The sequence below is a fragment of the Streptomyces sp. NRRL S-337 genome (assembly GCF_000720175.1).
GTDB classification, from domain to species: Bacteria; Actinomycetota; Actinomycetes; order Streptomycetales; family Streptomycetaceae; genus Streptomyces; species Streptomyces siderophoricus.
In genome coordinates this window covers 1-23,639 of sequence record NZ_JOIX01000029.1, presented here as the reverse complement: position 1 = coordinate 23,639, position 23,639 = coordinate 1, and the positions used below count along the sequence as shown (strand labels likewise).

The following is a 23,639-nucleotide window of genomic DNA, read 5'->3' as shown; positions in this document are numbered from 1 at the left end:
TTTGTGTGGGGCGGCGACCAAGGGCCAAAGGTCAGTTCCGGCGGCGACGTCCTTGGCCGTACGGACCGCTGTGGTCGTGGGGGCGCCATTCCTCGTAGTGGAGGTCCCGGTCTCCGCTTTCCTGGCGGTCCACGAGCGTGGTGTTTTCTTCGTCCCGGTCGCCTTCTTCCGGCAACGAGTAGAGCGGGGCGGGCTGCTCGTCGTCGTAGTTCTCGTACCTACTCATGTACAGGTCCCAGGGTCGTCGTGGCGGTGGGCCTGATCAGTAGGGCCGTGGCCAGGGCTGCGAGGAGGGTGAGGCCGACCGACCACCACAGGGTGTCGGCGTAGCCGCCTACCGTGGCCTTGGTGACGGTTTCCGCGAGTTGGGGTGGAAGGCCGGCCGGGGTGATGACGTGGCCGTTGCGGGCCGCGGCGCCGAAGGTGGGTGGGAGGCCCTGGACGGCGTCCAGTCGGGCGGCGATGGCCGCGGCGAGGGAGCTGCTGAACAGCGCGGTGCCGAGCGCCGCGCCCACCTCGTCGGTCGTGCTGGTCACTGCCGCGACCCCGCCGGAGTCCGGGGCGGTGATGCCGCCCGTGGCGAGGGAGTAGAGCGGCATCAGGGCCATGCCGAGGCCCAGGCCGGCCAGGGTCATGCCGGGCAGGATCACGGTGGTGTAGTCGCTGCCGGGCTCCAGGCCGGTCAGCAGGAGCAGGCCGCAGGCGGTGAGTGCCAGGCCCGGCGCGATCAGGTTACGCGGCGCCGTGCGGTGCAGCAGGCGGGCGGAGACCTGGGTGGAGCCGATGAGGATCGCGGCCACCGTGGGGAGGAGGGCCATGGCGGTGGCTGTCGGGGAGTAGCCGCGGACGATCTCCAGGTACGCCATCAGGGTCGGGAAGAGGGCGAGCGTCCCCGCACCGGTCAGAAACAGGCCGAGGAAGGAGCCGAGGCGGTTGCGGTCCTGGGTGAGGTGGGGTGGCAGGAGCGGGTCGGGGGTCCTGTTCTGCCAGAGGGCGAAGGCCAGGAGGAGGACGACGCCGAGGGCGAGCAGGGCCAGGACGAGGAGGTCCAGCCAGCCGCGCGGGCCCGTCTCCTGGAAGCCGTAGACCAGGGCCACGATCCCGCCGGTGCCGAGCAGGAGGCCCGGCGCGTCGAGGCGGCGGCGGGGGCGGAGCGGGCGGTCGTGGACCAGGGTGGCCGTGCCGATCACGGCGAGCAGGGCGAGGGGGACGTCGGCGAACAGGCACCAGCGCCAGCTGAGGTTCTCGATCAGCCAGCCGCCGGTGAGCAGGCCGGCCGTCGAGCCGCCGGCGGCGACGGCGGCGTAGATGCCGAACGCCCGGCCCCGGGCCTTGGGTTCGGGGAAGTTGGCCGTCACCAGGGCCAGTGCGGCCGGGGACAGGAGGGCGGCACAGGCGCCCTGGAGGGCGCGGGACGCGATCAGCATGCCGGAGGTCGGGGCCATTCCGCCGAATGCGGCGGCCACCGCGAAGCCGGCCAGCCCGATGAACAGCATCCGCTTGCGGCCGATCAAGTCGGCGAGGTGGCCTCCGAGCAGCAGCAGCCCGCCGAAGGCCAGTCCGTACGCGGTGAACAGCGGGTTCAGGGCGTCGGCGGGCAGGTGCAGGTCCGCCACGATCAACGGCATCGCCAGGTGCAGGGACGACGCGTCGAGCAGCACGAACAGCTGCACCAGGGCGACCGCCACAAGGCCCCACCAGCGCCTGGGGTGCGGGGGCGGATCCTGGAGGTTCGGCGGGCAGGCCGGTGGGGGCCAGGCGTGGGAGGGCGGGTTCAGGGGCGGTCCGAAGCCCTGCGGGGTGGCGAGCTGGGCCGGGGCGGTGGGTGAGTACGCGGGCGGTGGGGGTGTCGACGGTTGCGGCGGGCCGGGCGGAGTGGCGGGGGTTGCGGGGACCTCGGGAGCCGCCATGGGCGCCCCGGCGGGAGCCGCACCGGGTGTGCCGACGGCCGTCTCAGGGCCGTAGTCCAGCAACCGGGCCGCGTGACGGCCGAGTTGGGCCAGCACCGCGCCCGGCAGCCACTCCCCCTCCGCGTCCGTCTCCGTGCGAGCCGCGACCTGCTGGAGGGCGGGCCGCGCGGCCGGGTCCTTGTCGAGGCATTCGCGTACGAGGTCGAGCAGCGGCTCCGGTACGCCGGTCAGGTCCGGCTCCTCCTCGGCGATCCGGAAGAGGTGGGCGTTCAGGCCGGTCTCCGTGGCGCCGAAGAGGAGGCGCCCGGTGGCGGCGTAGACGAGGACGGCGCCCAGGCAGAACACGTCGCTGGCGGGGGTGAGTTCGAGGCCGCGTACCTGCTCGGGCGACATGAAGCCGGGGGATCCGATCAGCATGCCGGTGCGGGTGTGCAGGCTGTCCCCGGCGAGGGTGTCCATGGCCCGCGCGATACCGAAGTCGATCACGCGCGGTCCGTCCACCGTCACCAGCACATTGGACGGCTTGAGGTCGCGGTGGATCAGGCCCGCCTCGTGCACCGCCTGCAGGGCGAGGGCGAGGCGGTTGGCCAGCAGCCGGACGGAGTGCTCGGGCAGCGGCCCGTAGTCGTCCGCCACCACGGTGGTCAGGTCGGGCCCCGGAATGTACTGGGTCGCCACCCAGGGCACCGCGGCCTCGGTGTCGGCGTCGAGCACGTCCGCCGTCCAGGAGCCGCCCACCCGCCGGGCCGCGGCCACCTCACGGGCGAAGCGCCTGCGGAACTCCGGATGCTGTGCGTGCTCGTCCTGGACGACCTTGACCGCGACGGTCCGTCCGGCCTCGGAACGGCCCAGGTACACCAGCCCCATACCGCCGGCGCCCAGGCGGGCGATCAGGCGGTACGGGCCTATGTGCGTCGGGTCCGATGAGATCAACTGGTCCACGGGGGCAAGGTAATCCACGGCGCGGATCCCCGTACCGGATTCACACTTCCTTCTCCCTTCCCGGGGCGGGGCTCGGGGCGGGGGCTCTGTGGCCGGGAGCCGGACTGCGCGGCAGACTGGGGATATGCCTGAATTGCCGGAGGTCGAGGCGCTGGGGCGGTTCCTGGAGGAGCGGCTGGCGGGGCGGGTGGTGGACCGGGCGCAGCTGGTGTCGGTGGCCGCGTTGAAGACCTACGATCCGCCGCTGGGGGCGGTGGAGGGGCAGGCGTGCGAGGCCGTGGCCCGGTACGGCAAGTTCCTCGCGCTCCGGGCCGGGGAGCTGTTTGTGGTGATGCATCTGGGGCGGGCGGGGTGGGTGCGGTGGAGTGAGCGGCTGCCGGCGGCTCCGCCGCGTCCAGGGAAGGGGCCGCTGGCGCTGCGGGTGCGGCTCCGGGAGCCCGAGGGTGCGGGGTTCGACGTGACGGAGGCCGGTAGTCAGAAGCACCTCGCGCTGTACGTCGTGCGGGATCCGCAGGAGGTGCCCGGGGTCGCGCGGCTCGGGCACGATCCGCTGGGTGACGACTTCACCCAGGAGGCCTTCGCCGGAATGCTGACGGGCGAACGGCGGCAGATCAAGGGCGTGTTGCGGGACCAGAGCGTGCTGGCCGGGATCGGCAACGCCTATTCGGACGAGATCCTGCACGCGGCGCGGATGTCGCCGTTCAAGCTCGCCGCCGATCTGTCCGAGGAGGAGGTGGCGCGGCTGTACGCGGCGGTCGTCACGACGCTGGGCGAGGCGGTCGAGCGGGCCCGGGGGCTGGCGCCGGAGGACCTCAAGGCGGAGAAGAGGACGGGGATGCGGGTGCACGGGCGGACCGGGGAGCCCTGTCCGGTCTGCGGGGACACCGTACGGGAGGTGTCGTTCAGCGACTCGTCGCTGCAGTACTGCCCCACATGCCAGACCGGGGGCAGGCCGCTCGCCGACCGGCGGTTGTCGCGGTTGTTGAAGTAGTTGCGCCCGGCGTTGCTGAAGTAGTTGCGCCCGGCATGCGGCCTCCGCCACCGGCAACCGGCGGCGGAGTGGCGTCAGATCGTCCAGGGTTCACCAACTCGCTAGCGAGTACTGCTGCTATCTCACGTACCTGCAGTCCCACGCGTCACCTATTTCCGTGGCGTTGGCATTAGCCAACCGGTCAAGTGCGTCAGAGCCATATTGCCACTTGCAGACCTGGTCCACGGGTATACCCTCTACGCGCGACTTATCGGAGTTCACACAGAACCAGCGGTATGCAGGGTACTTGGCATTCTCTGAGGCAAGTAGATTGAGCCCCTTGGCTTTGCACCAACCCTCCAGGTCGGGCACTCCCGCATAGGAGACGCTATCCATGCATTCCCATGCACTGTAAGTGTTCGCCATAGTCCTGAGCCGGTCGATTACATTGCGTTTCGGGTAAGCCGCTCCACAGACACCCTCGACGAAATTGTGAATGTCTTCGTCATTGGCGAATTCTTGCAGACTGCCGTCATCGTTCTTGCAACGTATGGAGTACGCATCCTCGCCGATGGTCGTGACACCCTGCCCGTACCCCTGATCCTTGCAATAGTCGTTGAAATCCTGAACCGATAGCGGGTGAACGACATCTGCATCACTTTCTGCCACGGGGGACGCAACAGCCAGTGAACCGCTGAAACCTCCTGAGAACAGGCAGGTCGCCAGCATGAACGCTGTCACGACCAGAGAGGCTTCGACCTTTCTCACGAAACGCAACATAGCCGCCTCGATTTCACGGAGAGAACTTCATCGATTCGCCGCATGAGACAAGTGTCAGACACCGACATGAATTCCCCATCGTGCAGCCGTCGGGAGAGAACCGACTGCAGCGGCAGATAAGGCAATTCCCGTTTCGACTATTTGAGCGTGACGAGAAACGGGGCAACGGAAGGTAGACCCCCAAAGGAATGCAGTGTTCCCTCCTAGCAGGATCCCTCGCACCTCGGAGGTGGGCAACTCGCAGTCCCTCTCCGCCGAGCAGTGCCTCAGTTCGCTCCTCCCGGTCTGTCCGAGACGGCTCAGCCGCCTCCCAACCCTTGGCGACGCCCTGCATTCGAGGCGTCGCCACTGCGGGTTGGTGTCTGGGGCTGAGCCCTACGTGTCAATTGCTCATCCCGACGCCAGCAGCTCCCGGAGTTCGTGTACCGCCTCGCGGAGGTGATCGGCGAAGGCGTGCATTTCGGCGGCCACGGGGCGGGGGGTGGAGAGGTAGAGGTGGAAGCGGTCGGGGAGGAGGACGTAGGCGACGCCGATGCAGCGGGGGCTGGTGGAGCCGAAGCCGAAGTACTGGATGTGGGTGGAGGGGGCGGAGCTGGTGCTGAGGTAGTCGTCGCGCATGACCAGCCAGCCGGGGGTGCGGTAGAGGGCGGGCTGTTCGGTGAGGCCGAGGTCGGGGCCGCGGCGGCGCTGGATCAGTTCGAGTTCCCAGAGGTGTTGCTCCGGGGCGTCGCCGGCCTGGCATTCCTTGGCGCGGGTGACGTGGGCGCGGGCCGCGGTGTGGAGGGCGGCGCGGCGGGCGGCGGGGTCGGTCGCCGGGTCCTGCAGGGTGGCGACGAAGTCCACGATCTCCGGGGTGACCACGCGCATGGCCTCGGTGCGGCCGCGGCGCCACTGGCGGGTGGCGATCGACTCGTAGGTGGCGCCCAGGTGTCCCTTGGCGCGCTGGTGGGCCAGTTGGTAGGCGAGCTGGACGAAGGCGTCCGGGGAGACGCCCAGGGACTTGGCCGTGGTGGCGCCGAAGTCGTCGAAGGAAACCGTTCGGGTGGCGGTGTCGGCGCCGTACCGGGCGAAGGCGGTGGCGGCGGAGCGCACCTGGGCGCGGAGGGCGTCGTCGAGGTGGAAGGTGAGGGGGTGGGGGGTGGGGGCGCCCTGGGGGCGCGCTCCGGAGAGGCGGGAATGTTCCTCGGACGGCGTGGCGAGCAGGGCGTCGACGAAGCTGAGGATGGTGGTGCCGTCCAGTTCGCAGTGTTCGACGTTGATGCCGGCGCGGCCGTCGGCGAAGACGATGAAGGAGACGGCCTTGTCGAACCAGCGGTTGCCGCGGTCGCCGTGGAGGAGTTCGTCGCAGGCCGTCTGGGTGTCCGCGGGGGCGAAGTCCTCCAGACAGAGGCAGAAGAGGGCGGTTTCGACGGTGTCGAGGGCCGCGGCGTTGTCGGGGTGCAGGGCTTGGAGGGACGCGCGGGCGGCGGCCCATTCGGCGCGGGCCATGGTGGTCAGGTGGCCGACCGGGGCGTCCGGCTCCGTACCCGGGTCGGCCTTGAGGACGGCCCGCAGGCCTTCCTTCAGGTCGTCGAGGGTGTGCGGTGTGCCGTCGGGGCCGAGGACGTCGAGGGTGTACATGCGGCCCCGGAAGAAGACCACGATGTGGCGGGCGTCGGACGGGCCGGGCCACTCGTCCGTGTAAGGGGCGCGGACGGTGTCCTGTTCCGGGCCGGGGATGCGGGTGGTGGAGAACAGGAACTTGTTCTGTTCCATGGTCTGCGGGCGGCCGCGCTGGATCACCGGGGGAAGGGCCTCCCGGTCCAGTTGGTGCTTGTGGTGCAGCGCCCCGGCGATCAGGCCGGCGGCCCGGTCCAGCTGTGCCTGCCCGGTGTCCTGGAAGAGGAAGAAGAAGTTGGCGTTGAGGGCGATGCGGTCGCGGCGGCCGAGGTAGCGGTAGGGCCAGAAGGTGTCGAGCCAGCTGTGCACGCCCTCGGTGGCGTCGTACTCCTCCAGGGCTGCCTGGAGCACCCGGCCGGGGCCGCCGGGCCGGAGGAAGGCGGCCACCTCGGCCTCGGTCTCGGCGAGTTGGGCGGGGGTCAGCAGGGGCCGGCACCAGGCGAGGAACCGCTCGCAGCTCTCCTCCAGGGAGGGCAGCGGTACCCGTGGGAGGGTGTCCTCCAGGGCGAAGGTGGGGGTGGAGGCGGATCCCTGGCCGGTGGGCGGGAGGGCGGTGCCGTCGCTGTCGGTCACGTCTACGGTCCCCTGACTGTTGGTCACGTGCGTCTCGTTTCGGTGTGCGGTGTTCGGGGTGCGGGGTGCTGTGTGCGGTGTGCTGTGTTCGGGCGGGGTGTACTGGGTTCGAGGTGCGGGGTGCGGGTGCGGGGGCCTAGTCCAGCAGCTGGTCGCCGCGTATCGCGCGGCCCTCGGCGGTCAGGTGTGCGGGGTCGACCCGGCCGAAGAGCTGGCGGGTGCGGGCGACGCTGCCGATGACACCGGGGCGCTCGCTGTAGGCGAAGATCGCCGAGTGGCGTGCGGCCGCGCCCCGCACCGGGCTGACCCGGTGCAGCGAGTAGCGGCCCTTGAACAGCTGCAGGTCGCCGGGGCGGAGCGGAAGGCGGTGGATCAGCCGCTCGCCCCGGCCCTGAAGGACGGCGCGGACGTCGTCGAAGTGCTCGTCCTGTGCGGACCGGATGTTCGGGCAGTACTCGAAGTCGCCGCCGGCTCCGGCCTCCTGGGTGAGCATGCTGACGGTGAACTCGTTGGTGTCGAAGTGCCAGGGGTGTTCCTTGCCCGGTTCGACGACGTTCAGGACGAGCGCGGAGTACGGGTCGGCGAGCTCGTACAGCCGGGGCAGGCGGAAGCAGCGGGCAACGAAGCGCTGGAACGCGGGGTGGGCGTAGAGCCGGCTGATCAGGGCGCCGGACGGGATGCGGTCCCGGGCGACGAAGGCGTTGCCGCGCTCGAAGACCGTGCGGCCGGGGTGGCCGGGCGGCAGGTCCCGGTCGACGGCGATGTTGTAGACGTTGACCGATTCGACGTCGAAGTGGGCGCGGGGGGCGATCTCGGCGCATTCGGCCCGGAGGAGCGCGCGCCGGGCGGGGTGGATGAAGTCCGGCAGGACGGTGCAGCCGAGGGTGTCCAGCTCGTGCCGGGCGCGGGCGACGACGGCCCGCGCCTCGGGGCCGTCGGGGTCCGCCAGGGGGTATCGGCCGGTGTCGACCACCTCGTCGAGGGTCGGGGTCTGCGTGGTGGTGGGGGCGGGGTCGTGCGCGGTGCCGATGCTGTTCACGGTGCTCATGCGTTCCTCTCCGCGGGCGTGGAGACACCTGCGGGCACCGGGGTGCGGCAGGCGTCCACGTCATGGCGCGTCATTGCACGTCTTTGCACGTTGCTGCACGTTTTTTTACGTCAACTCCCTCGAAGCCGAGGCGAGTTGGCGTAGGAGCTGGAAGAAGTTGACGTTGCCACACCTTCCGGGGCGTTGTCTGTGACACGACGCACGGTGCGGAGATCGTCACGCATTCGGTACGACCGCCCGGGCGGAACGACGGACGGGCCGGCACCCTGCCCGCCACGTCGCCTCCCTCACAGTTTTTGCAACTTGTTGCATAACAGCCCTCGCCTGGTCTAGAACCGGTATCAGTCCACCCCGCCCGAGGAGGCCCCCGTGAGCCCGAAGAACCCGTACCCGCATCTGATGAGCCCGCTCGACCTCGGGTTCACCACGCTCCCCAACCGGGTGCTGATGGGGTCGATGCACATCGGCCTGGAGGAGGCGGAGAACGGGTTCGCGCGGATGGCCGCGTTCTACGCGGAGCGGGCGCGCGGCGGGGTCGGGCTGATGGTCACCGGCGGGATCGCACCGAACGACGCGGGCCGGCCGTACGAGGGCGGGGCCAAGCTGACCACCGAGGCGGAGGCGGCGCAGCACCGGACCGTGACCGAGGCGGTGCACGCCGCGGGCGGGCGGATCGCGATGCAGATCCTGCACTTCGGGCGGTACGCGTACCACCAGGACCTGGTCGCGCCGAGTGCGATCCAGGCGCCGATCAGCCCGTTCATCCCGCACGCGCTCACCGAAGCCGAGGTGGAGCAGACCGTCGAGGACTACGTACGGGCGGCGGAACTGGCCAGGTCGGCGGGGTACGACGGGGTCGAGATCATGGGCTCGGAAGGGTACTTGATCAACGAGTTCGTGGTCGGCGCGACCAACCACCGCGACGACCGGTGGGGCGGCTCGTACGAGAACCGGATGCGGTTCCCGGTGGAGATCGTGCGGCGGACGCGGGAGCGGGTCGGGCCGGACTTCATCCTGATCTACCGGCTGTCGATGCTGGACCTGGTGCCGGGCGGCTCGACGCTGGAGGAGGTCGTCACGCTCGCCAAGGAGATCGAGGCGGCGGGCGCGACGATCATCAACACCGGCATCGGATGGCACGAGGCCCGCATCCCGACCATCGCGACGTCGGTGCCGCGCGGGGCGTACACCTGGGTGACCAAGCGGCTGATGGGTGCGGTCTCGGTGCCGCTGGTGACCAGCAACCGGATCAACACCCCCGAGGTCGCCGAGGAGTTGCTCGCCGACGGACGGGCCGACATGGTGTCGCTGGCCCGGCCCTTCCTCGCCGACCCGGACTTCGTGGCGAAGGCGGCCGACGGGCGGGCCGCGGAGATCAACACCTGCATCGGCTGCAACCAGGCCTGCCTCGACCACACCTTCAGCGGGAAGATCACCTCGTGCCTGGTGAATCCGCGGGCCTGCCACGAGACCGAGCTGGTGCTCGCGCCGACCCGGCTGCGCAAGCGGCTCGCGGTGGTCGGGGCCGGGCCGGCCGGACTCGCCTGTGCGGTGTCGGCCGCCGAGCGCGGGCACGAGGTCACGCTGTTCGAGGCCGCGGACGAGATCGGCGGGCAGCTGAACATCGCCAAGCGGGTGCCCGGCAAGGAGGAGTTCGAGGAGACGCTGCGGTACTTCCGCGAGCAGCTGGCGCTGCGCGGGGTGGACGTCCGGCTGAAGACCGCGGTGACCGCGGCCGACCTGGGGGCGTACGACGAGGTGGTGGTCGCCACCGGAGTCACCCCGCGGATCCCGGAGATCGAGGGCATCGGCCACCCGAGCGTGGTCAGCTACCTCGACGTGCTGCGGGACGGTGCGCCGGTGGGCGCGCGGGTCGCGGTCATCGGGGCGGGCGGCATCGGCTTCGACGTCGCGGAGTTCCTGACCGACGCCGGTGACGGGGCGAGCCGGGACGCGGAGACGTACTTCCGGGGCTGGGGCGTGGACACCGGCTACGGCGACCGCGGCGGGCTGCGGGCGCCGGAGCGGCCCGCGCCGCCGCGCCAGGTGCACCTGCTCCAGCGCAAGGCGTCCAAGGTGGGCGCCGGGCTGGGCAAGACCACCGGGTGGATCCACCGTACGGAGCTGCGGCACCGGGGCGTGACGATGGTCCCCGGCGTGACGTACGAGCGGATCGACGATGCGGGGCTGCACGTCACGATCGACGGCGAGGCCCGCACGCTGCCGGTGGACACCGTCGTGCTGTGCACCGGACAGGAGCCCCGCCGGGACCTGTACGAGGAGCTGCGGGCGGAGGGCCGGGCGGTGCATCTGATCGGCGGTGCGGACGTCGCCGCCGAGCTGGACGCCAAGCGCGCCATCAAGCAGGGGACGGAGCTGGCGGCGGCGCTCTGAACCGCGGGCGGCACCCGGATCGGCGCCCGGCCTGCCTAGGATTCCCCCATGTCCCTCCCCCACGCGATCCTCACCGCCCTGCTGGAGAAGCCGTCGTCGGGGCTGGAGCTGACCCGGAGGTTCGACCGGTCGATCGGGTACTTCTGGCCGGCCACGCATCAGCAGATCTACCGGGAGCTGGGGAAGCTGGAGCAGGCCGGGTTCATCCGGGCGCTGCCGTCCGAGCAGCCGTCGCGCGGGCAGAAGAAGGAGTTCGAGGTGCTGCCGGCGGGGCGCGCGGAGCTGACCGCGTGGGCGTCCGGCGAGCAGGACGCCAAGCCGGTGCGCAATGCGCTGGTGCTGCGGCTGCGGGCGGCGGCGGTCGTCGGGCGGGCCGGACTGGACACCGAGCTGCGGCGCCATCTGGCGTTGCACCAGCGGCAGTTGGCGGAGTACGAGGAGATCGAGGCGCGCGACTTCGGGGCGGTGGCCGACCCGAAGGACCGGCTGCGGCGACTGGTGCTGCGGGCCGGGGTCGGGCTGGAGACCTTCTGGGTGCAGTGGCTCCAGGAGGCCCTGGCCGAGGTCGAGGACATGGCGGACGACGGGGAAGCGGGCGGGCGGCCCGGGGAGTGATTCCCGGGCCGCCCGCCGGTGTCGTCAGCAGGTGGCGCGAAGCGCGGGCGTGTGTCGGCGGGCCGTCAGCAGTTGTCGTAGAGCAGCGCGCGCACCAGGCGGCAGGTCGTCTCGGAGGGGGCGTGCACCCCTATCCGGGCGGCGGTGCTGCGGATCCGGTGGTTGGGGGCCTGCTCGGGGCGGTAGACGCCGGTGTCGAGCAGGGCGATGGCCAGGCGCATGGCCTTCAGGCGGCGGTTGTGGGATTCGTACCGCTCGCGAGGCCAGCCGGCGGGCAGTGGCTTCTTGGGCAGCGGGTGGGCGGGGAGAGGCTTCGTCATCGTTGCGGCAACAGCCACGGGCGACCTCCTGGAGCGCTGGGAAAACCCTCACTGACTGGTTCCCATTCTACCGGCCGGCACTGACAAAAGCCCCTGGCCAGAGCCGATTTGAGGGCTCTGGCCAGGGGTTCGGTGCGGGTCGTCGTCAGGCCGTGGCGGCACCCGCCCGCAGCACCGTCTTGTCGGGTTTGCCGACCGGCGTGAGCGGGATGGCGTCGACGACGTGGACGGCGGCCGGGGCGTACATGGCGCCCTTGTGCGCGGTGACGAACGCGCGGAGGTCGGCCGGGTCCACGGTCCGGCCCGGGGCGGGGACCACCGCGACGTGCACCTCCTCGGTCTCGTCCGCGGTGCGCACCCCGTAGACGGCGCAGTGGGCGACCGCGGGGTGGGTGTGCAGCAGGTCCTCGATCTCCGCCGGGTGGACGTGGCCGCCCACGACGATGATCACGTCCTTGACCCGGTCGACGAGGTAGAGCCGGCCCTCGTCGTCCAGGCAGCCGACGTCCCCGGTGCGCAGCCAGCCGTCACCGGGCAGGGCCCGCGCGGTCTCCTCGGGCTGCTTCCAGTAGCCGGCCATCACTCCTGCGGAGCGGATGTGAACCTCGCCCTGCTCCCCCGTCGGCAGGTCGCGGCCGTCCGCGTCCCGGACGGCGATCTCCACGCCGGGCAGCGCGCGGCCGACGGTGATCCGGCCGCCGGGCCCGGTGGGCACGTGGTCCTCCGGGAGGGCCAGGCTGATGCTCATCGCCTCGGACATGCCGTACATCCCGTGCAGCACCGGACCGAAGACCTCGGCGGCCTGCAGCAGACGGGAGGGCGAGGCCGGGCAGCCGCCGTAAGTGATACGGGCGAGGGAGCTGAGGTCGGTGGTGGGGAGGGTGGGGTCGTCCAGCAGACGGTAGAGCAGCGGCGGCAGCAGCCACAGGTCGGTGATGCGGTCGCGGGCGACGGCGGCGAGGACGGCCGCGGGGTCGAAGGAGCGGTGCAGGAAGACGGTGCCGCCGCCGGCGAGGGTGAGGTCGGACAGGATGCCCGCCAGGTGGGCGAGCGAGGTGCAGGCCAAGAAGCGGGCGGGCCCGTCCGCGGGGTCAGGTGCCATGTGGGCGAGCATCGCGCCGTAGGGGGCGTGCGCCATCCGGACGCCCTTGGGGATGCCGGTGGTGCCCCCGGTGTGCCGGATGCACCAGTCGTCCTCCGGGCGGGCGCGGCTCGGTACCTCGGGGGTGGCCGGGAGCGCGGCGCAGGCGGCGAGCAGATCCGCGCCGAGGGCGGGGGCGGGCGCCGGGCCGAGGGTCAGCACCTCGGGGCGCGGGCCCGGCAGCCGGCGCAGGACCTCCCGTGCGGTGGCGTGCAGTTCGGGGTCGGCGACGAGCAGCGCCGGTTCGACGCTGTCGGCTATCCGGGCCAGGGATTCGGCGGCCATGCCGTCGTAGAGGAAGACCACCCGGGCGCCGAGGAGGTTGACGGCGTAGCGGACCGCGAGCACCTCGGGGCGGTTGCCGCTGAGCAGGCAGACCGTGTGGCCCCGGCCGATGCCGCGGGCGTCGAGCACCGCCGCCATGCGCTGGACGGTGGCGTGCAGCTCACCCGCGGTGAGGTCGGGGTGGCCCTCCGGGCCGGTCAGTGCGAGCCGCTCCGGGTCGCGGGCGAGGGCGGCCAGGATGGTGTCGGCGTAACTGGTGAAGCCGGTGGCGGGTGGCATCGACGGTGTGCTCCTCGGTGCGGTGCTCGGGTGGTCGGCGGCCGGACGGTGACCGGCCGGCGGAACCGACGCTACGGCCGATCTCCCATGCCCTCCACGACCAAATGCGCCATGTACTCATGACCGTTGAGGCATGAGCGGGGCGAGGGACTCCTCCGCCGCCGCCAGGATCTCGGTGACCCGCAGGCCGAAGTGGACGTCGCAGGCGTTCGGTAGACCGGTCTCCACCGCGGCGAGCAGGGCGTCGAGGGCGCGGTGGTAGGCCGGTCCGGGGCCGTGCTGACGGCGGGGCAGGGTGGTGACGCCGGCCGTGCCGCGGAGGGTGACCTCGACGCCGGCCGCGGCGGCCGGGGCGGTCAGCCCGACCGTCGCGGTGCTGGCCGCGCCGCTGCTGTGCCGCATCGTCAGGAGCACGGTGTCGGCCGGGCCCCTGGTGGCGGTCACCTCCTCCGCGTCACCCAGGACGGGCAGCAGGACGGAGAGCGCGTGCGGGCCGACGTCCCACAGGCCGCCCTTGTCGCGGCGCCACGGCGAGTGGGCGTACGGGCTGGTGGAGCCGTTGGAGAAGACCGGCGCGAGCCAGTCGGCGTGCGCGGTGAACCAGCCGCCCACGGCCGCCTGCGCGGCGATCCACTCGCCTTCCTCCGCGCCGAAGCGCGCGGTGAAGAAGACCACCGAGGCCACCCCCGCCCGGTCGGCTGCCTCGGCGACCGCCCGGGCCTCGGGCACGGAGGTGGCGACCGGCTTGTCCAGCAGGAGGTGGCAGCCGGCCCGCGCGGCGCGCTGGGCCAACGGGCCCTGTACGGAGGGCGGCAGCGCGATGGCCACGGCGTCGCAGTCGGCGCACAGCTCGTCGGGGCTCTCGTACGGGCGGGTGCCGTGGGCCTGGGCCAGGGCGGCGGCGGCCTCCGCGCGGCGCCCCCAGACGCCGGTGAAGGCGACGCCGGGGTGGTCGGCGAGGGCGGGGGCGTGGACGCTGCGCGCCCAGGGACCGGTACCGAGGAGTCCGATGCGCATGATCGTCATGCGACCCAGTGTCCCCCGGGGCGGGCGGCGGACGGCCGATTCCCCGGGGCGGCCGGGCCGTGTCCCAGGGGCGGCCGGGCCGCTGTCCCGGGCCGGTAATCGGCATGCCTGCCGCGCCCGCCCGGTGTTACGTTTCCCCCAGCCGGCCGCGGGACTCCGGTGCGACTTCCGGACCTGCTCTGCAAAGCAACGATTCGCTGTTCGTGCCCCCATTCCCCGGCCGGCGTCCGACGACGGGGAGGGACGGGGTGGAGAGCTGCCCGGATCTGGTGGCGGCCGAGGACGTGCTGCTCTTCGTGAACGCCGCGATCACGGCCACCGGACAGCGGGAGTTCCGCTCCGGCGCGGCGGCACAGCAGCTGTCGCTGGACTTCCTGCACGAGTACGTGCGGATCAACTACCGCCCGCTGTACGCCGCTTCGCTCGCCCTGGACATCAACGACCACAACGCCGCGCTGATCGTGCGCCGGCTGCTGGAGACCGCGGGCGAGGCGACGGCGGACGGTCGGCGCACCGAAGGACGGCTGATCGCGGCCCGGCTGGCGCGGCTGCCCGCACCGCGGGTGTACCGCCTGTTCCGGGCGCTCGGCGCGGCCGGGGTGAACAACCGCCGGACCCGCGCGATCATCCGCGATTGGGTCGCCGCGCGCCCGGACCCGGCGCTGGACGCGGTGAAGTACCGGGCCGGCCTCAAGTCCGCGGCGCGCCACGCCCATCTGCCGCTGCACGGGCCGGGTGAGGACGTTGGTGAGCTGGGCGACTTCCTGTTCGCGCCGCGCCGCCGGAAGCAGTTCGACACCCCGCTGCTGGACGCCTGGCGCCGGGCGCACTACGAGCAGGGCGCGCTGTACGAGCTGCCGTTCACCGTCGCCGAGGGGTTCGCGGCGGCGCACGGCATCGGGCGCCGGGCCTTCCTGGAGCGCATCGCCCCGCGGATGACACGTGGGGAGCGGCTGCGGGTGCAGGAGTCGGCCCGTGCGCACGGCGCCGAGGTGGACCGCGACCTCACCGGGATGCCGCTGACCCGGCTCGCCTCGTACGTCCTGGGGCTGCCGCTGGACGACCGGGTCGCCCGCCGGGCCGAGCTGACCGGCGCGCTGCGGGCGGCGGCGCGGCGTACCGCCGGGGCCCGGGCCGGGACGTGGGGCCGGGTGGCGGCCGTACTGGACGACAGCTACTCCACCACCGGCTCGCGGCAGAAGCGGCGCCGCCCGCTGGCGACCGCGCTGGCCTGCCACTTCCTGCTGGAGGCGCTGGGCGGGGAGTACCTGCCCCTGTGGACGTCCGGGCGCAAGGACGCGCTGCTGGCCCGGCCGTACGGGCCGACTCCGCTGGGCATGCGGGTGCTGGACGCGCTGGAGTACGCGCCCGAGCGGCTGGTGATCGTCTCGGACGGCTGGGACAACGCGCCGCCCGGGCTGGCCGGTGAGGTGCTGCGGGTCTGGCGGACCCGGCTCGACCCGGGCGGCGCCACCTCCGCGGTCCACCTCAACCCGGTCTACGACGCCGAGGACTTCACGGTGCGGCGGCTGTCCCCCGTGGTGCCGACGGCCGGGGTGCGTGACGCCGAGGACCTGCCGGCGCTGGTGCAGCTCGCGCGGTTCGCCGAGGGCCGCACCGGGCTCGCCGAGCTGCGGGCTCATCTGGACGAGCGGGTGCGGCAGTTCCTCGCGGAGGACGGGGAGCCGGTCCGTGCAGAGGGGGCGGCGGGATGAGCAGGCTGGATCTGAGCGGGCTGCGGGCCCGGCCGGCGCAGGTGTGGGGCGCGGTCCGGCTGGTCCCGCTGGTGCGGGCGGAGCCGATCACCGATCTGCGGCTGCACCGCGAGCTGTACGAGGACGGGCCGCTGACGGTCCGGGGCGAGCGCGGCACGGCCTACACGGCATACGTTCCGCACGGTTTCGTGGCGAACTGGACGGGCGACGGGTCGCCGGCCGCCGCGTACGGCTCGCAGCTGAGCGATGAGCGGGGCCCGGTGGTGTGCGCGCCGCTGCACCTTCCGCGCAAGCTCGTCCAGCGACGGCGCGGCAAGGAGGCGGGCACGGGGGCCGGGAAGGGGCCCGGGACGGGGCCCGGGAAGGGGAAGGCGGCCGGCGGCCCCTCGGGCGGACTGCGGTTCCTGCCGCTCCATCTGGCGCTCGACGGCTATCTGGCGCTGCACTTCGGCGGTCCGTCGATCGTGTGGGAGGAGTGGACCCGGAGGGCGGTCCGCGACGGGCTCTCGCCGCGCGCGGAGCGGGCCTACCGGGGCGAGGCGATCCCCGGGCTGGACGACGCGCTGCGGGTCTTCGAGATCCATCCCGGGCAGTGCGGGGTGCTGGTGTACGTCGCCGACGCCCTGGCCGCCGCCTTCGTGGTGCCGCATCCGGACGACTACCGGGCGCTGCACCCGTCGCTGCTGCAGGACCTGTACGGCGAGCTGATGCACCAGTACGCCCTCTACGGCGGGCCGGTGCCGGAGTTCACGGCCCGGATCGCGGCGGAGTACATCACCTCGCTCGCCGAGCTGCGGTCCGCCGCCGAGCGCCGGCAACAGGAGTGGGAGAGTCAGCACGCCGTCCTGATGGCGGGTGAGCTGCTGGACGAGTCCTACGAGGTGCGGCAGGCGTACCGGATGGGGCGGTTCCGGCTGTCCCGGTTCCTGCCGCCGTTCGCGCTGCACCGCACCCAGCACATCGGCGAAACGATCACCGACGGCAAGGGGCGGGTCGCCTACCTCAAGACGTTCCGGCTGACCGACAAGCAGGTCCGGCGCGGTCATGTCCTGCACCGGCTGGCGGCCCACGACTGGCACGTGGGCCGCACCGCGGAGGCGATGGGCATCACCGGTCCGGAGCTCGTCCGGCGGGTAACACACCTGGGGTTCGAGGGGCTGCTGGAACGGCCCGTCGAGCGTCCGGCGAAGGGGCGCGGCTGAGGTCTGCGCCACACCATCAGCCGCAAACCGGGAGATAACCCCCAGGAATCGGTCGTGGCACGCCATGGATTCCTGGGCAGAATGGGGCAAACCGCTTTCGAATGGCAGGATGTCCGGCTGAGTAACCTGCGGTTCACATATGGGCAACGGACGAGAAACGGCCCGTTGCGAGAGTGCGAACGTACGCCCGCACGCGTACCCGCACCTACCCGTATAAGAGGACCCCGTGAGCATCAAGGCCGAGTACATCTGGATCGACGGCACCCAGCCGACCGCCAAGCTCCGTTCCAAGACGAAGATCCTGGATGGGGGTCCCTCCCAGGCCTTTAGCACTGGGGGAGCGAGCAAGCTGCCGCGCTGGGGCTTCGACGGGTCCAGCACGAACCAGGCGGAGGGCCACTCCTCGGACCTCGTCCTCGAACCGGTCTTCAGCTGCCCGGACCCGATCCGCGGCGGGGACCACCTGCTGGTGCTGTGCGAGGTGCTCAACACCGACCTCACCCCGCACTCCTCCAACACCCGTGCGCTGCTGCGCCCGGTGGCGGAGAAGTTCGCGGACCAGGAGCCGATCTTCGGCATCGAGCAGGAGTACACCTTCCTCAAGGGCGAGCGGCCGCTCGGCTTCCCCGAGGGCGGCGGCTTCCCGGCCCCGCAGGGCGGCTACTACTGCGGCGTCGGCGCCGGCGAGATCTTCGGCCGGGAGATCGTCGAGAAGCACCTCGACCTGTGCCTGGCCGCGGGCCTCGGACTGTCCGGCATCAACGCCGAGGTCATGCCGGGCCAGTGGGAGTTCCAGGTGGGCGCGCTGCCGCCGCTGGAGGTCTCCGACCACATGTGGGTGGCGCGCTGGCTGCTGCACCGTACGGCGGAGGAGTTCGGCGTCACCGCGTCGCTGGACGCCAAGCCGGCCAAGGGTGACTGGAACGGCGCGGGCGCGCACACCAACTTCTCCACCCGCGCGATGCGCGAGGGCTACGACCCGATCATCACCGCCTGCGAGGCGCTGGGCGCCGACGGCAAGCCGCTGGAGCACGTCCGCCAGTACGGCACCGGCATCGAGGACCGGCTCACCGGTGCACACGAGACCGCGCCCTGGGACGAGTTCAGCTACGGCGCCTCGGACCGCGGTGCGTCGGTGCGCATCCCCTGGCAGGTCGAGGTCGAGAAGAAGGGCTACATCGAGGACCGGCGGCCGAACGCCAACGTCGACCCGTACGTGGTGACCCGGCTGATCGTGGACACCTGCTGCACGGAGCTGGCGCGGCGCGAGCAGGTCTGAGACGGGCGGTAGCGCGTAGGGGCCGTAGCACGTAGGCCGTAGCGCATATGGGGGCCGGACCGGTGGGTCCGGCCCCTTCGCGTGTCCGGCCCCTTCGCGTGTCCGGCCCCTTCGCGTGTCCGGGCCGTTCGCATGTCCGGCGTCCCGGGCCTCGCATCCGCCGCCCGCCGTCCCCGCGCCCGGCCGCCGGGCGGCGTTGTCAGTGGCGGATGGCAGGCTGGGATCATGCTTGCGATCAGCGTCAAGACCGAGTCCGGGGCGGACCTTTCGCGCCCCACCGCCGCGCAGCTGGCCGGGCTGCTGCGGCGGATCGGTGCCGACGGCGACCACTTCGCGGTCGTCGAGCGGCTGCCCGTCGAGGACCAGGTGTTCATACAGACCTGGCGGGACGGCGACGGGCCGTTCGCCGTGGAGCACCGCGACGGTGCCCCGGAGCGGCACTTCACGGCCTCGACCGCGGACGCCGAGCGGGTCGTCGAGGTGTTCCTGGACTGGGCCGGCGGCGGGCGGGCGTGGCGTACGGCCCTGGACTGGCGGCCCGCCGACCTGTTCGGCACACCCGGTCTCGACCCCGCGATCCGCGCGGAGGCCGAGGAGCGCGCCCGGGCCGGCATACGCTCCGGCTTCCGCGCTTTCCACGAGGTCGTCAGGGACGTCCAGGACGCCTTCGACCCCGCGGAGGCCGAGGTCTCGAAGGACGAGGCACGGCGGATCGTGGCGCAGCTGTGGGAGCAGCGGCTCACCGAGCAGGCCGGATGGCCGGAGGTGACCGACCCCGACCGAATCGCCCGGGCCTTCGCCGCGCTGGCGGACCAGGGATTGACCGCCCGGATGGACTTCACCTGCTGCAGCAGCTGCGCGCTGGGCGAGATAGGGGGCGAACGGACCGAGGGCGACCGGGGCTTCGTCTTCTTCCACCACCAGGACACCGAGGCGGCCGCCGAGGGCCACGGCCTCGCGGTCCGCTACGGCGCGTACCCCGGCCCCGGCCAGGACGCCCGGGAAGTGCCGGGCGAGCAGCGGGCCGAGGTCGGCCGGACGGTGGCCGCAGTGCTGGCCGAGGCGGGCCTGCCGGTGCGGTGGGACGGCGATCCGGACCGCGTGATCGACCTCGCCCCGCTGGACTGGCGCAAGCGCCTGCCGACGGGGGCCTGAGATGACTCCCCTACCGCCCCGCCCGTCGCGCCCGTCCCGACCGTTCGGCGTGCCCTGGGCCGCACCGCTGTACGTCGGAGCCCTCCAGCTCGGCGCGTACGCCACCGCGCGGCTGCCCGCCCGCCGCCGGACGGAGCTGCTGCGCGCCCACTCCACCAACGTCGCCAATCTGCGGGCCGGCCGCTGGGGCACGCTGCTGACCAGCGCCGGGTTCGTCGAGGAGCCGCTTCCGGTGCCGTACGGCGCGGCGCTGCTCGCCGTCCTCGGCACGGCCGAGCGGCGCTGGGGAGTACGGCGCGCGGCGGGAGTCTTCGCGGCCGGCCACATCGGCGCCAGCCTGCTGGTCTACGCCGGCCTGCGCGCCCGCACCCCCCTGCGCGGGCCCGGGGACCCGACTTCGCACGCCGTCGACGTCGGCGCCAGCTACGGCTTCTACGCCACCCTGGGCGCGCTCGCCGCGTCCGGCCCGCACCGCGGCGTCCGGACCGCCGCCACGGCCGGCCTGCTGGCCCTGGGGATACGGCCCGTGCTGCGCCGCGGGCGGACGTTCACCGACGCCGGCCATCTCACCGCCCTCGTGCTGGGGACGGCGACCGGAGCCGGAATACGCGCAGGACGGCCCACCCGGAAAGGGGCAAACCAGGGATACACGGCAGCAGGCCGCTGACGGCACGGCGACGACGGATTTCGGTCACCCGCCCGCTCCCCTCCCCCTCCCCCAACTCCTGTCCCCACAGGCCGAGTCGGAAAGGAATCGCGCCCGGTCCGGTGGTATGTGCCGCCCGGGTGCGGTGGATTCGCGTCACACCGCCACCCACACGAGGGACAGATCACCGACTGTCTGGTTCAATGGGGCCATGGCCAGCCTCACCGACACCGCGACAGGTCGCAGCGACCTTGAGCCCTTCTGGCCGTCCCGGCAGGCGCACGCTTTCGACCGTCTGTGTTGCCGCGCGCACTGAGCGCGGGCCCGCACACACCTCATCGACGCCGCTGACCGGCGTCCCCAGCCCTGCCCGCGCGCACGACGTCCCCGACGCCCCTCTGCGCGAAAGAGCTGACTCCTGATGACGAACGTCCGTACCCTGACCGCCGGTTCCACGACGGCCCCCCTGTCCCCCCTCACCACCCCGCACCCGAACCGCCACCGCCTGCGCGCCGTTTCACCCGACGAAGCCCTCCCGTCACCCGCCACCGCCCCGGACGGAGGCGCTACGAGCCACCGGGTCCCTGCCGTGGCGGAGCTGCTGAACTCCGGCGCCACCTGGCTGCCGGCGCCCCAGCACAGCCTGCCGGCACTGCCCGGCCAGCCGCCGATGGTCGGCTACCTCGTCCTGGTGCCGGCCGACCAGGCCACCGCCCAGGCCGCGCCGCCGCCGGCCGCACGGCCCGAGGCGCCCGCCCCGACCGGCGACGAGATCGTCCGGATCGACCCCGAGCAGCGCACCGCCCAGGTCCTGGGCCGCCCGCTGGACCTGACGTACCTGGAGTTCGAGCTGCTGGCCCATCTGGTCGCGCATCCGCACCGGGTGCACACCCGCGACCAGCTGGTGACCACGGTCTGGGGCTACGGGCACGTCGGGGACGGCCGCACCGTCGACGTCCATGTCGCCCGGCTGCGCCGCAAGTTGGGCGCCGAGCACCGGTCGTCGATCGTGACGGTGCGGCGGGTCGGCTACAAGTACGTGCCGAGCACCTGAGTACGGCGAGTCCGTCGCCGGTCCGGGCCGTAGGGGTCCGGCGGCGGTCCGGGCCGTAGGGCTCCGGCGCCGAAACCGACTGCCCGCCCCTGGGTCAGACTCCCTCCCGCTCCCCCTGGAGCGGGAGGGCGCGCCGCACCCCGCGCCCGTGCACCCAGCCCACGCACCCCGCCACCAGCAGCCCGGCCGCCGAGGACAGCAGCATCCCGCGGGCCGGCGACCCGGCCAGCGCCGTACCGCCCAGGCCGCCGAGCGCCGCACTGCACAGCGCCCAGAGGCCCGCGCCCACCGCATCCAGCAGGACGAAACGGCGCAGCGGGTAGCGCACGCTCCCGGTGGAGAGCGCGGCGACGACCCGGCCACCGGGCAGGAAGCGGCCGGCGATGACCAGCAGCGCGGCGTGCCGTTCCACCCGCGCCCGGGCCCTGGCGTGCCGGGCCCGGCCGCGTTCGCCGCGCAGCAGCCGGGCGACGGCCCGTGGGCCCGCGTACCGCCCGACGGCGTAACCGAGGCAGTCACCGGCCAGCGCCCCGGCCGCCGCGACGCCCGCCAGCAGGGCGAGCAGCGGCAGATCGGGGCCGAGGAGCACCGCGACCAGCACGACGGTGGTCTCGCTCGGCATGAACGGCAACAGCGCGTCGAGCCCGGACACCAGCAGCACGACCAGCCAGAGCCAGGGCGAACCGAGCAGGCCCTGCAGCGTGCGGGCCAGCGCGTCGAGGTGGTCGAGCTGGTCACACATGGACCCGCGCGGGCCGCGCCGCGCCCGGTACCGGTACGGCCGCCACCGGCCGCCCGTACAGCGCCGCCCGTTCCGCCCGCGCCGCCAGCTCCCGCCGATCCGCGCCGTCCGCGGTCGTCAGCAGGGGATGAGCGGTGACCCGTACGGTCAGTGCGCGGGCGGCGAGCACCCGGCGCAGCGAGCCGAGGAAGGTGTCCGCACCGCAGAACGCGGCCACCGTGCTGGGGCGGCCCTGCTGGGCGTACTCCAGGGTGACCGGCCGGACCGGCGCACCCGCGTCGAGGGCGGCCTGAAAGGTGGCCCGGCGGAACACCCCCCGGCCGGCCGTGCACCAGGTGGTCGCCTGCGGAAACACCGCCACCGACCGCCCGGAGGCCAGCAGCCGACTCAACTCGCCTATCGCTGACGGCAGTTGACGAGCATCCGTGCGATCGATGAAGAACGTACCGGCGCGCCGGGCCAGACCGCCCACGACCGGCCAGCCACCGACCTCACGCTTGGCGAGGAGGGTGACCGGTTCGACGGCGAGCAGGGCGGGGATGTCGAGCCAGGAGATGTGGTTGACGACGAGGAGGGTCCCGGGGCCACCGCCGGGCGCGGTGAGCGGCCCGGTCCCGGTGCCCGGCGGCCCGGCCACCGGCGCCGGGCCCTCCAGGCGGATGTCCAGCGCGTCGAGCAGAGCGCCGGCATGGGCGCGCAGCCGCACCGGGTCCGCCATCCGCCCGCCGTCCGTCAGCGCCCGGCGCACCCGGTGGGCGAAGACGGCGGAACGCCGTACGGCCTCGGCGGCCGGGACCCGCGGCAGCGCGTGCCGGGCGCAGTCCGGGGTGCAGTCGGAACGGACGTCCCAGGGGCCGTTCACCGCTCCCCCAGGAAGTAGCGCCGGTAGCGGTCGCCGAGCCGTTCCATGTCCAGCACGACGAAGAAGTCCGCGACGTCGAACTCCGGGTCATGGGCGGGCGCGCCACAGATGAACGCGCCGATCCGGAGGTAGCCGCGCAGCAGCGGCGGCAGCTGGGCAAGGCTGGGACGCACCGGCACGGGGACGGTGGAGTGCCACGGCCGGTGCGGGGTGACCTGCAGCTCGGGCGGGGCGGCGTAGCGGGTGCGGCCCAGTTCCCAGGCGTGCGCGGCGGCCGTACCACCGTCGGCGAGCGGGACGGAGGCGCAGCCGGCCAGATAGCGGTGACCGGAGAGCAGCGTGTAACGGGCGAGCGCGGCCCACATCTGGGTCATCACCGCGCCGCCGCGGTGATCGGGGTGCACGCAGGAGCGTCCGGCCTCGATGAGCGAGGGCCGTAGCGCGGCGAGGGCGCCGAGGTCGAACTCACCGTCGGAGTAGAGCCGCGGGCTGCGGCCGGGTGGCAGCAGCCGGTAGGTACCGACGATCCTGCCGCTGGCGGTGTGGGTCACGACGAGGTGGTCGGCGACCTCGTCGACGTCGTCGATGTCATGGCCGGCCAGCGGGGTGTGCAGGGTCGCGCCCATCTCCCCGGCGAAGACCAGGTGACGCAGCCGCTGTGCTGCGCGGATCTGCTCGGGGGTGTCGGCCATCTGCGCGGTGTAGCCGGTGTCGGTGGGAGCGGCAGCCGCGGGCGCGGCGGCGGTGGGGGCGATGGGGGCGGACGCGGTCGGTGCCATGCGCATGGGAGCTCCATGGGAAGTGGAAGGCCGACGAGTCGACGGACGGGGCTGACCTGGCCCTTCTCTACGCGGCAGACTGTTCCCGCACCGGCCGTCCGGGCGCGTGAAGGAGAGGGGGCGAACGGGTGAGCCTCCGCGGAACACTGCGCTTTGCGGCGCCCCCCACGTACCTGGCTTTCCCGCCGTCGGGGTTGCTCGTCGTTGCGCTTTGCGGCGCCGCGTACGTAGCTGTCTGCGGCGTCGCGGGTCGTCTCGCCGTT

Annotated in this window: 20 protein-coding genes; 9 read left to right on the top strand and 11 right to left on the bottom strand. The window is 72.9% G+C overall.

Annotation, left to right across the window (positions count from 1 at the left end; translation table 11 throughout):
- Positions 1-31 precede the first annotated feature (31 nt).
- Together IG62_RS0121040 and IG62_RS49585 are read right to left on the bottom strand one after the other, a co-directional pair.
- Positions 32-226, bottom strand: a complete 195-nt coding sequence (locus IG62_RS0121040) for a hypothetical protein (protein WP_030805264.1) — start codon at positions 224-226, stop codon at positions 32-34.
- Positions 219-2,852 (bottom strand): MDR family MFS transporter, encoded by a 2,634-nt coding sequence (locus IG62_RS49585; protein WP_078872133.1) that lies wholly within the window; start codon positions 2,850-2,852, stop codon positions 219-221. The genes IG62_RS0121040 and IG62_RS49585 overlap by 8 nt, the downstream gene beginning before the upstream one ends.
- 124 nt (positions 2,853-2,976) lie before the next feature.
- On the opposite strand from IG62_RS49585, the gene IG62_RS0121030 reads away from it, so the two are divergent.
- Entirely contained in the window at positions 2,977-3,843 is an 867-nt protein-coding gene (locus IG62_RS0121030; RefSeq protein ID WP_030805260.1) for an Fpg/Nei family DNA glycosylase, read from the top strand.
- Between the two features lie 117 nt (positions 3,844-3,960).
- Here IG62_RS0121030 and IG62_RS47305 read toward each other — a convergent pair whose 3' ends face one another.
- The 3 genes from IG62_RS47305 to IG62_RS0121020 all read right to left on the bottom strand — a co-directional run bounded on the left by IG62_RS47305 (position 3,961) and on the right by IG62_RS0121020 (position 7,882).
- Positions 3,961-4,590 (bottom strand): hypothetical protein, encoded by a 630-nt coding sequence (locus IG62_RS47305; protein WP_158795067.1) that lies wholly within the window; start codon positions 4,588-4,590, stop codon positions 3,961-3,963.
- A gap of 402 nt (positions 4,591-4,992) precedes the next feature.
- Positions 4,993-6,834: a choline/carnitine O-acyltransferase gene (locus tag IG62_RS0121025; RefSeq protein WP_030805257.1), complete on the bottom strand. Its 1,842-nt coding sequence runs from the start codon at positions 6,832-6,834 to the stop codon at positions 4,993-4,995.
- A gap of 136 nt (positions 6,835-6,970) precedes the next feature.
- On the bottom strand, positions 6,971-7,882 hold the full coding sequence (locus IG62_RS0121020; RefSeq protein WP_051798371.1) for an ArpA protein: 912 nt from the start codon (positions 7,880-7,882) through the stop codon (positions 6,971-6,973).
- A 399-nt stretch (positions 7,883-8,281) separates the two neighbouring features.
- On the opposite strand from IG62_RS0121020, the gene IG62_RS0121015 reads away from it, so the two are divergent.
- Entirely contained in the window at positions 8,282-10,276 is a 1,995-nt protein-coding gene (locus IG62_RS0121015; RefSeq protein ID WP_030805250.1) for an NADPH-dependent 2,4-dienoyl-CoA reductase, read from the top strand.
- A gap of 48 nt (positions 10,277-10,324) precedes the next feature.
- A complete protein-coding gene (locus IG62_RS0121010; protein ID WP_030805248.1) occupies positions 10,325-10,891 on the top strand; it encodes a PadR family transcriptional regulator in 567 nt (188 codons plus the stop codon).
- A gap of 65 nt (positions 10,892-10,956) precedes the next feature.
- Here IG62_RS0121010 and IG62_RS0121005 read toward each other — a convergent pair whose 3' ends face one another.
- The 3 genes from IG62_RS0121005 to IG62_RS0120995 form a co-directional block, all read right to left on the bottom strand.
- The gene (locus IG62_RS0121005) at positions 10,957-11,229 is read right to left on the bottom strand and encodes a hypothetical protein (protein ID WP_030805245.1); all 273 of its coding nucleotides are present in this window, start codon (positions 11,227-11,229) and stop codon (positions 10,957-10,959) included.
- 127 nt (positions 11,230-11,356) lie between these two features.
- The gene (locus tag IG62_RS0121000; RefSeq protein ID WP_030805242.1) at positions 11,357-12,916 is read right to left on the bottom strand and encodes an AMP-binding protein; all 1,560 of its coding nucleotides are present in this window, start codon (positions 12,914-12,916) and stop codon (positions 11,357-11,359) included.
- Between the two features lie 117 nt (positions 12,917-13,033).
- Entirely contained in the window at positions 13,034-13,942 is a 909-nt protein-coding gene (locus IG62_RS0120995; RefSeq protein WP_030805240.1) for a Gfo/Idh/MocA family protein, read from the bottom strand.
- A 248-nt stretch (positions 13,943-14,190) separates the two neighbouring features.
- Between IG62_RS0120995 and IG62_RS0120990 the strand changes: the two genes are divergently transcribed.
- The 6 genes from IG62_RS0120990 (at position 14,191) to IG62_RS0120965 (ending at position 20,993) form a co-directional block, all read left to right on the top strand.
- Positions 14,191-15,657 (top strand): hypothetical protein, encoded by a 1,467-nt coding sequence (locus IG62_RS0120990; protein ID WP_030805238.1) that lies wholly within the window; start codon positions 14,191-14,193, stop codon positions 15,655-15,657.
- Positions 15,654-16,859 carry an ARPP-2 domain-containing protein gene (locus IG62_RS0120985; protein ID WP_030805235.1) on the top strand — a complete coding sequence of 402 codons (1,206 nt, stop codon included), beginning with the start codon at positions 15,654-15,656 and terminating at the stop codon, positions 16,857-16,859. The genes IG62_RS0120990 and IG62_RS0120985 overlap by 4 nt, the downstream gene beginning before the upstream one ends.
- A gap of 226 nt (positions 16,860-17,085) precedes the next feature.
- Entirely contained in the window at positions 17,086-18,138 is a 1,053-nt protein-coding gene (glnII, locus tag IG62_RS0120980; protein ID WP_030805232.1) for a glutamine synthetase, read from the top strand.
- Positions 18,139-18,363: 225 nt separating this feature from the next.
- Positions 18,364-19,293 carry a DUF6891 domain-containing protein gene (locus IG62_RS0120975; protein WP_030805229.1) on the top strand — a complete coding sequence of 310 codons (930 nt, stop codon included), beginning with the start codon at positions 18,364-18,366 and terminating at the stop codon, positions 19,291-19,293.
- Position 19,294: 1 nt separating this feature from the next.
- Positions 19,295-19,960, top strand: a complete 666-nt coding sequence (locus tag IG62_RS0120970; protein WP_051798369.1) for a rhomboid-like protein — start codon at positions 19,295-19,297, stop codon at positions 19,958-19,960.
- Between the two features lie 400 nt (positions 19,961-20,360).
- Positions 20,361-20,993, top strand: coding sequence for a winged helix-turn-helix domain-containing protein (locus tag IG62_RS0120965; RefSeq protein ID WP_030805222.1), 633 nt, complete (start codon positions 20,361-20,363; stop codon positions 20,991-20,993).
- A gap of 94 nt (positions 20,994-21,087) precedes the next feature.
- Here the strand turns inward: IG62_RS0120965 and IG62_RS0120960 are convergent, their stop codons facing one another.
- The 3 genes from IG62_RS0120960 to IG62_RS0120950 are packed head-to-tail and all read right to left on the bottom strand — an operon-like array spanning position 21,088 to position 23,382.
- Positions 21,088-21,735, bottom strand: a complete 648-nt coding sequence (locus IG62_RS0120960; protein WP_051798368.1) for a DedA family protein — start codon at positions 21,733-21,735, stop codon at positions 21,088-21,090.
- Complete coding sequence (locus tag IG62_RS0120955; RefSeq protein ID WP_051798366.1) at positions 21,728-22,597, bottom strand: lysophospholipid acyltransferase family protein; 870 nt, start codon at positions 22,595-22,597, stop codon at positions 21,728-21,730. The genes IG62_RS0120960 and IG62_RS0120955 overlap by 8 nt, the downstream gene beginning before the upstream one ends.
- Entirely contained in the window at positions 22,594-23,382 is a 789-nt protein-coding gene (locus tag IG62_RS0120950) for a GNAT family N-acetyltransferase (RefSeq protein ID WP_030805213.1), read from the bottom strand. The genes IG62_RS0120955 and IG62_RS0120950 overlap by 4 nt, the downstream gene beginning before the upstream one ends.
- Positions 23,383-23,639 lie beyond the last annotated feature (257 nt).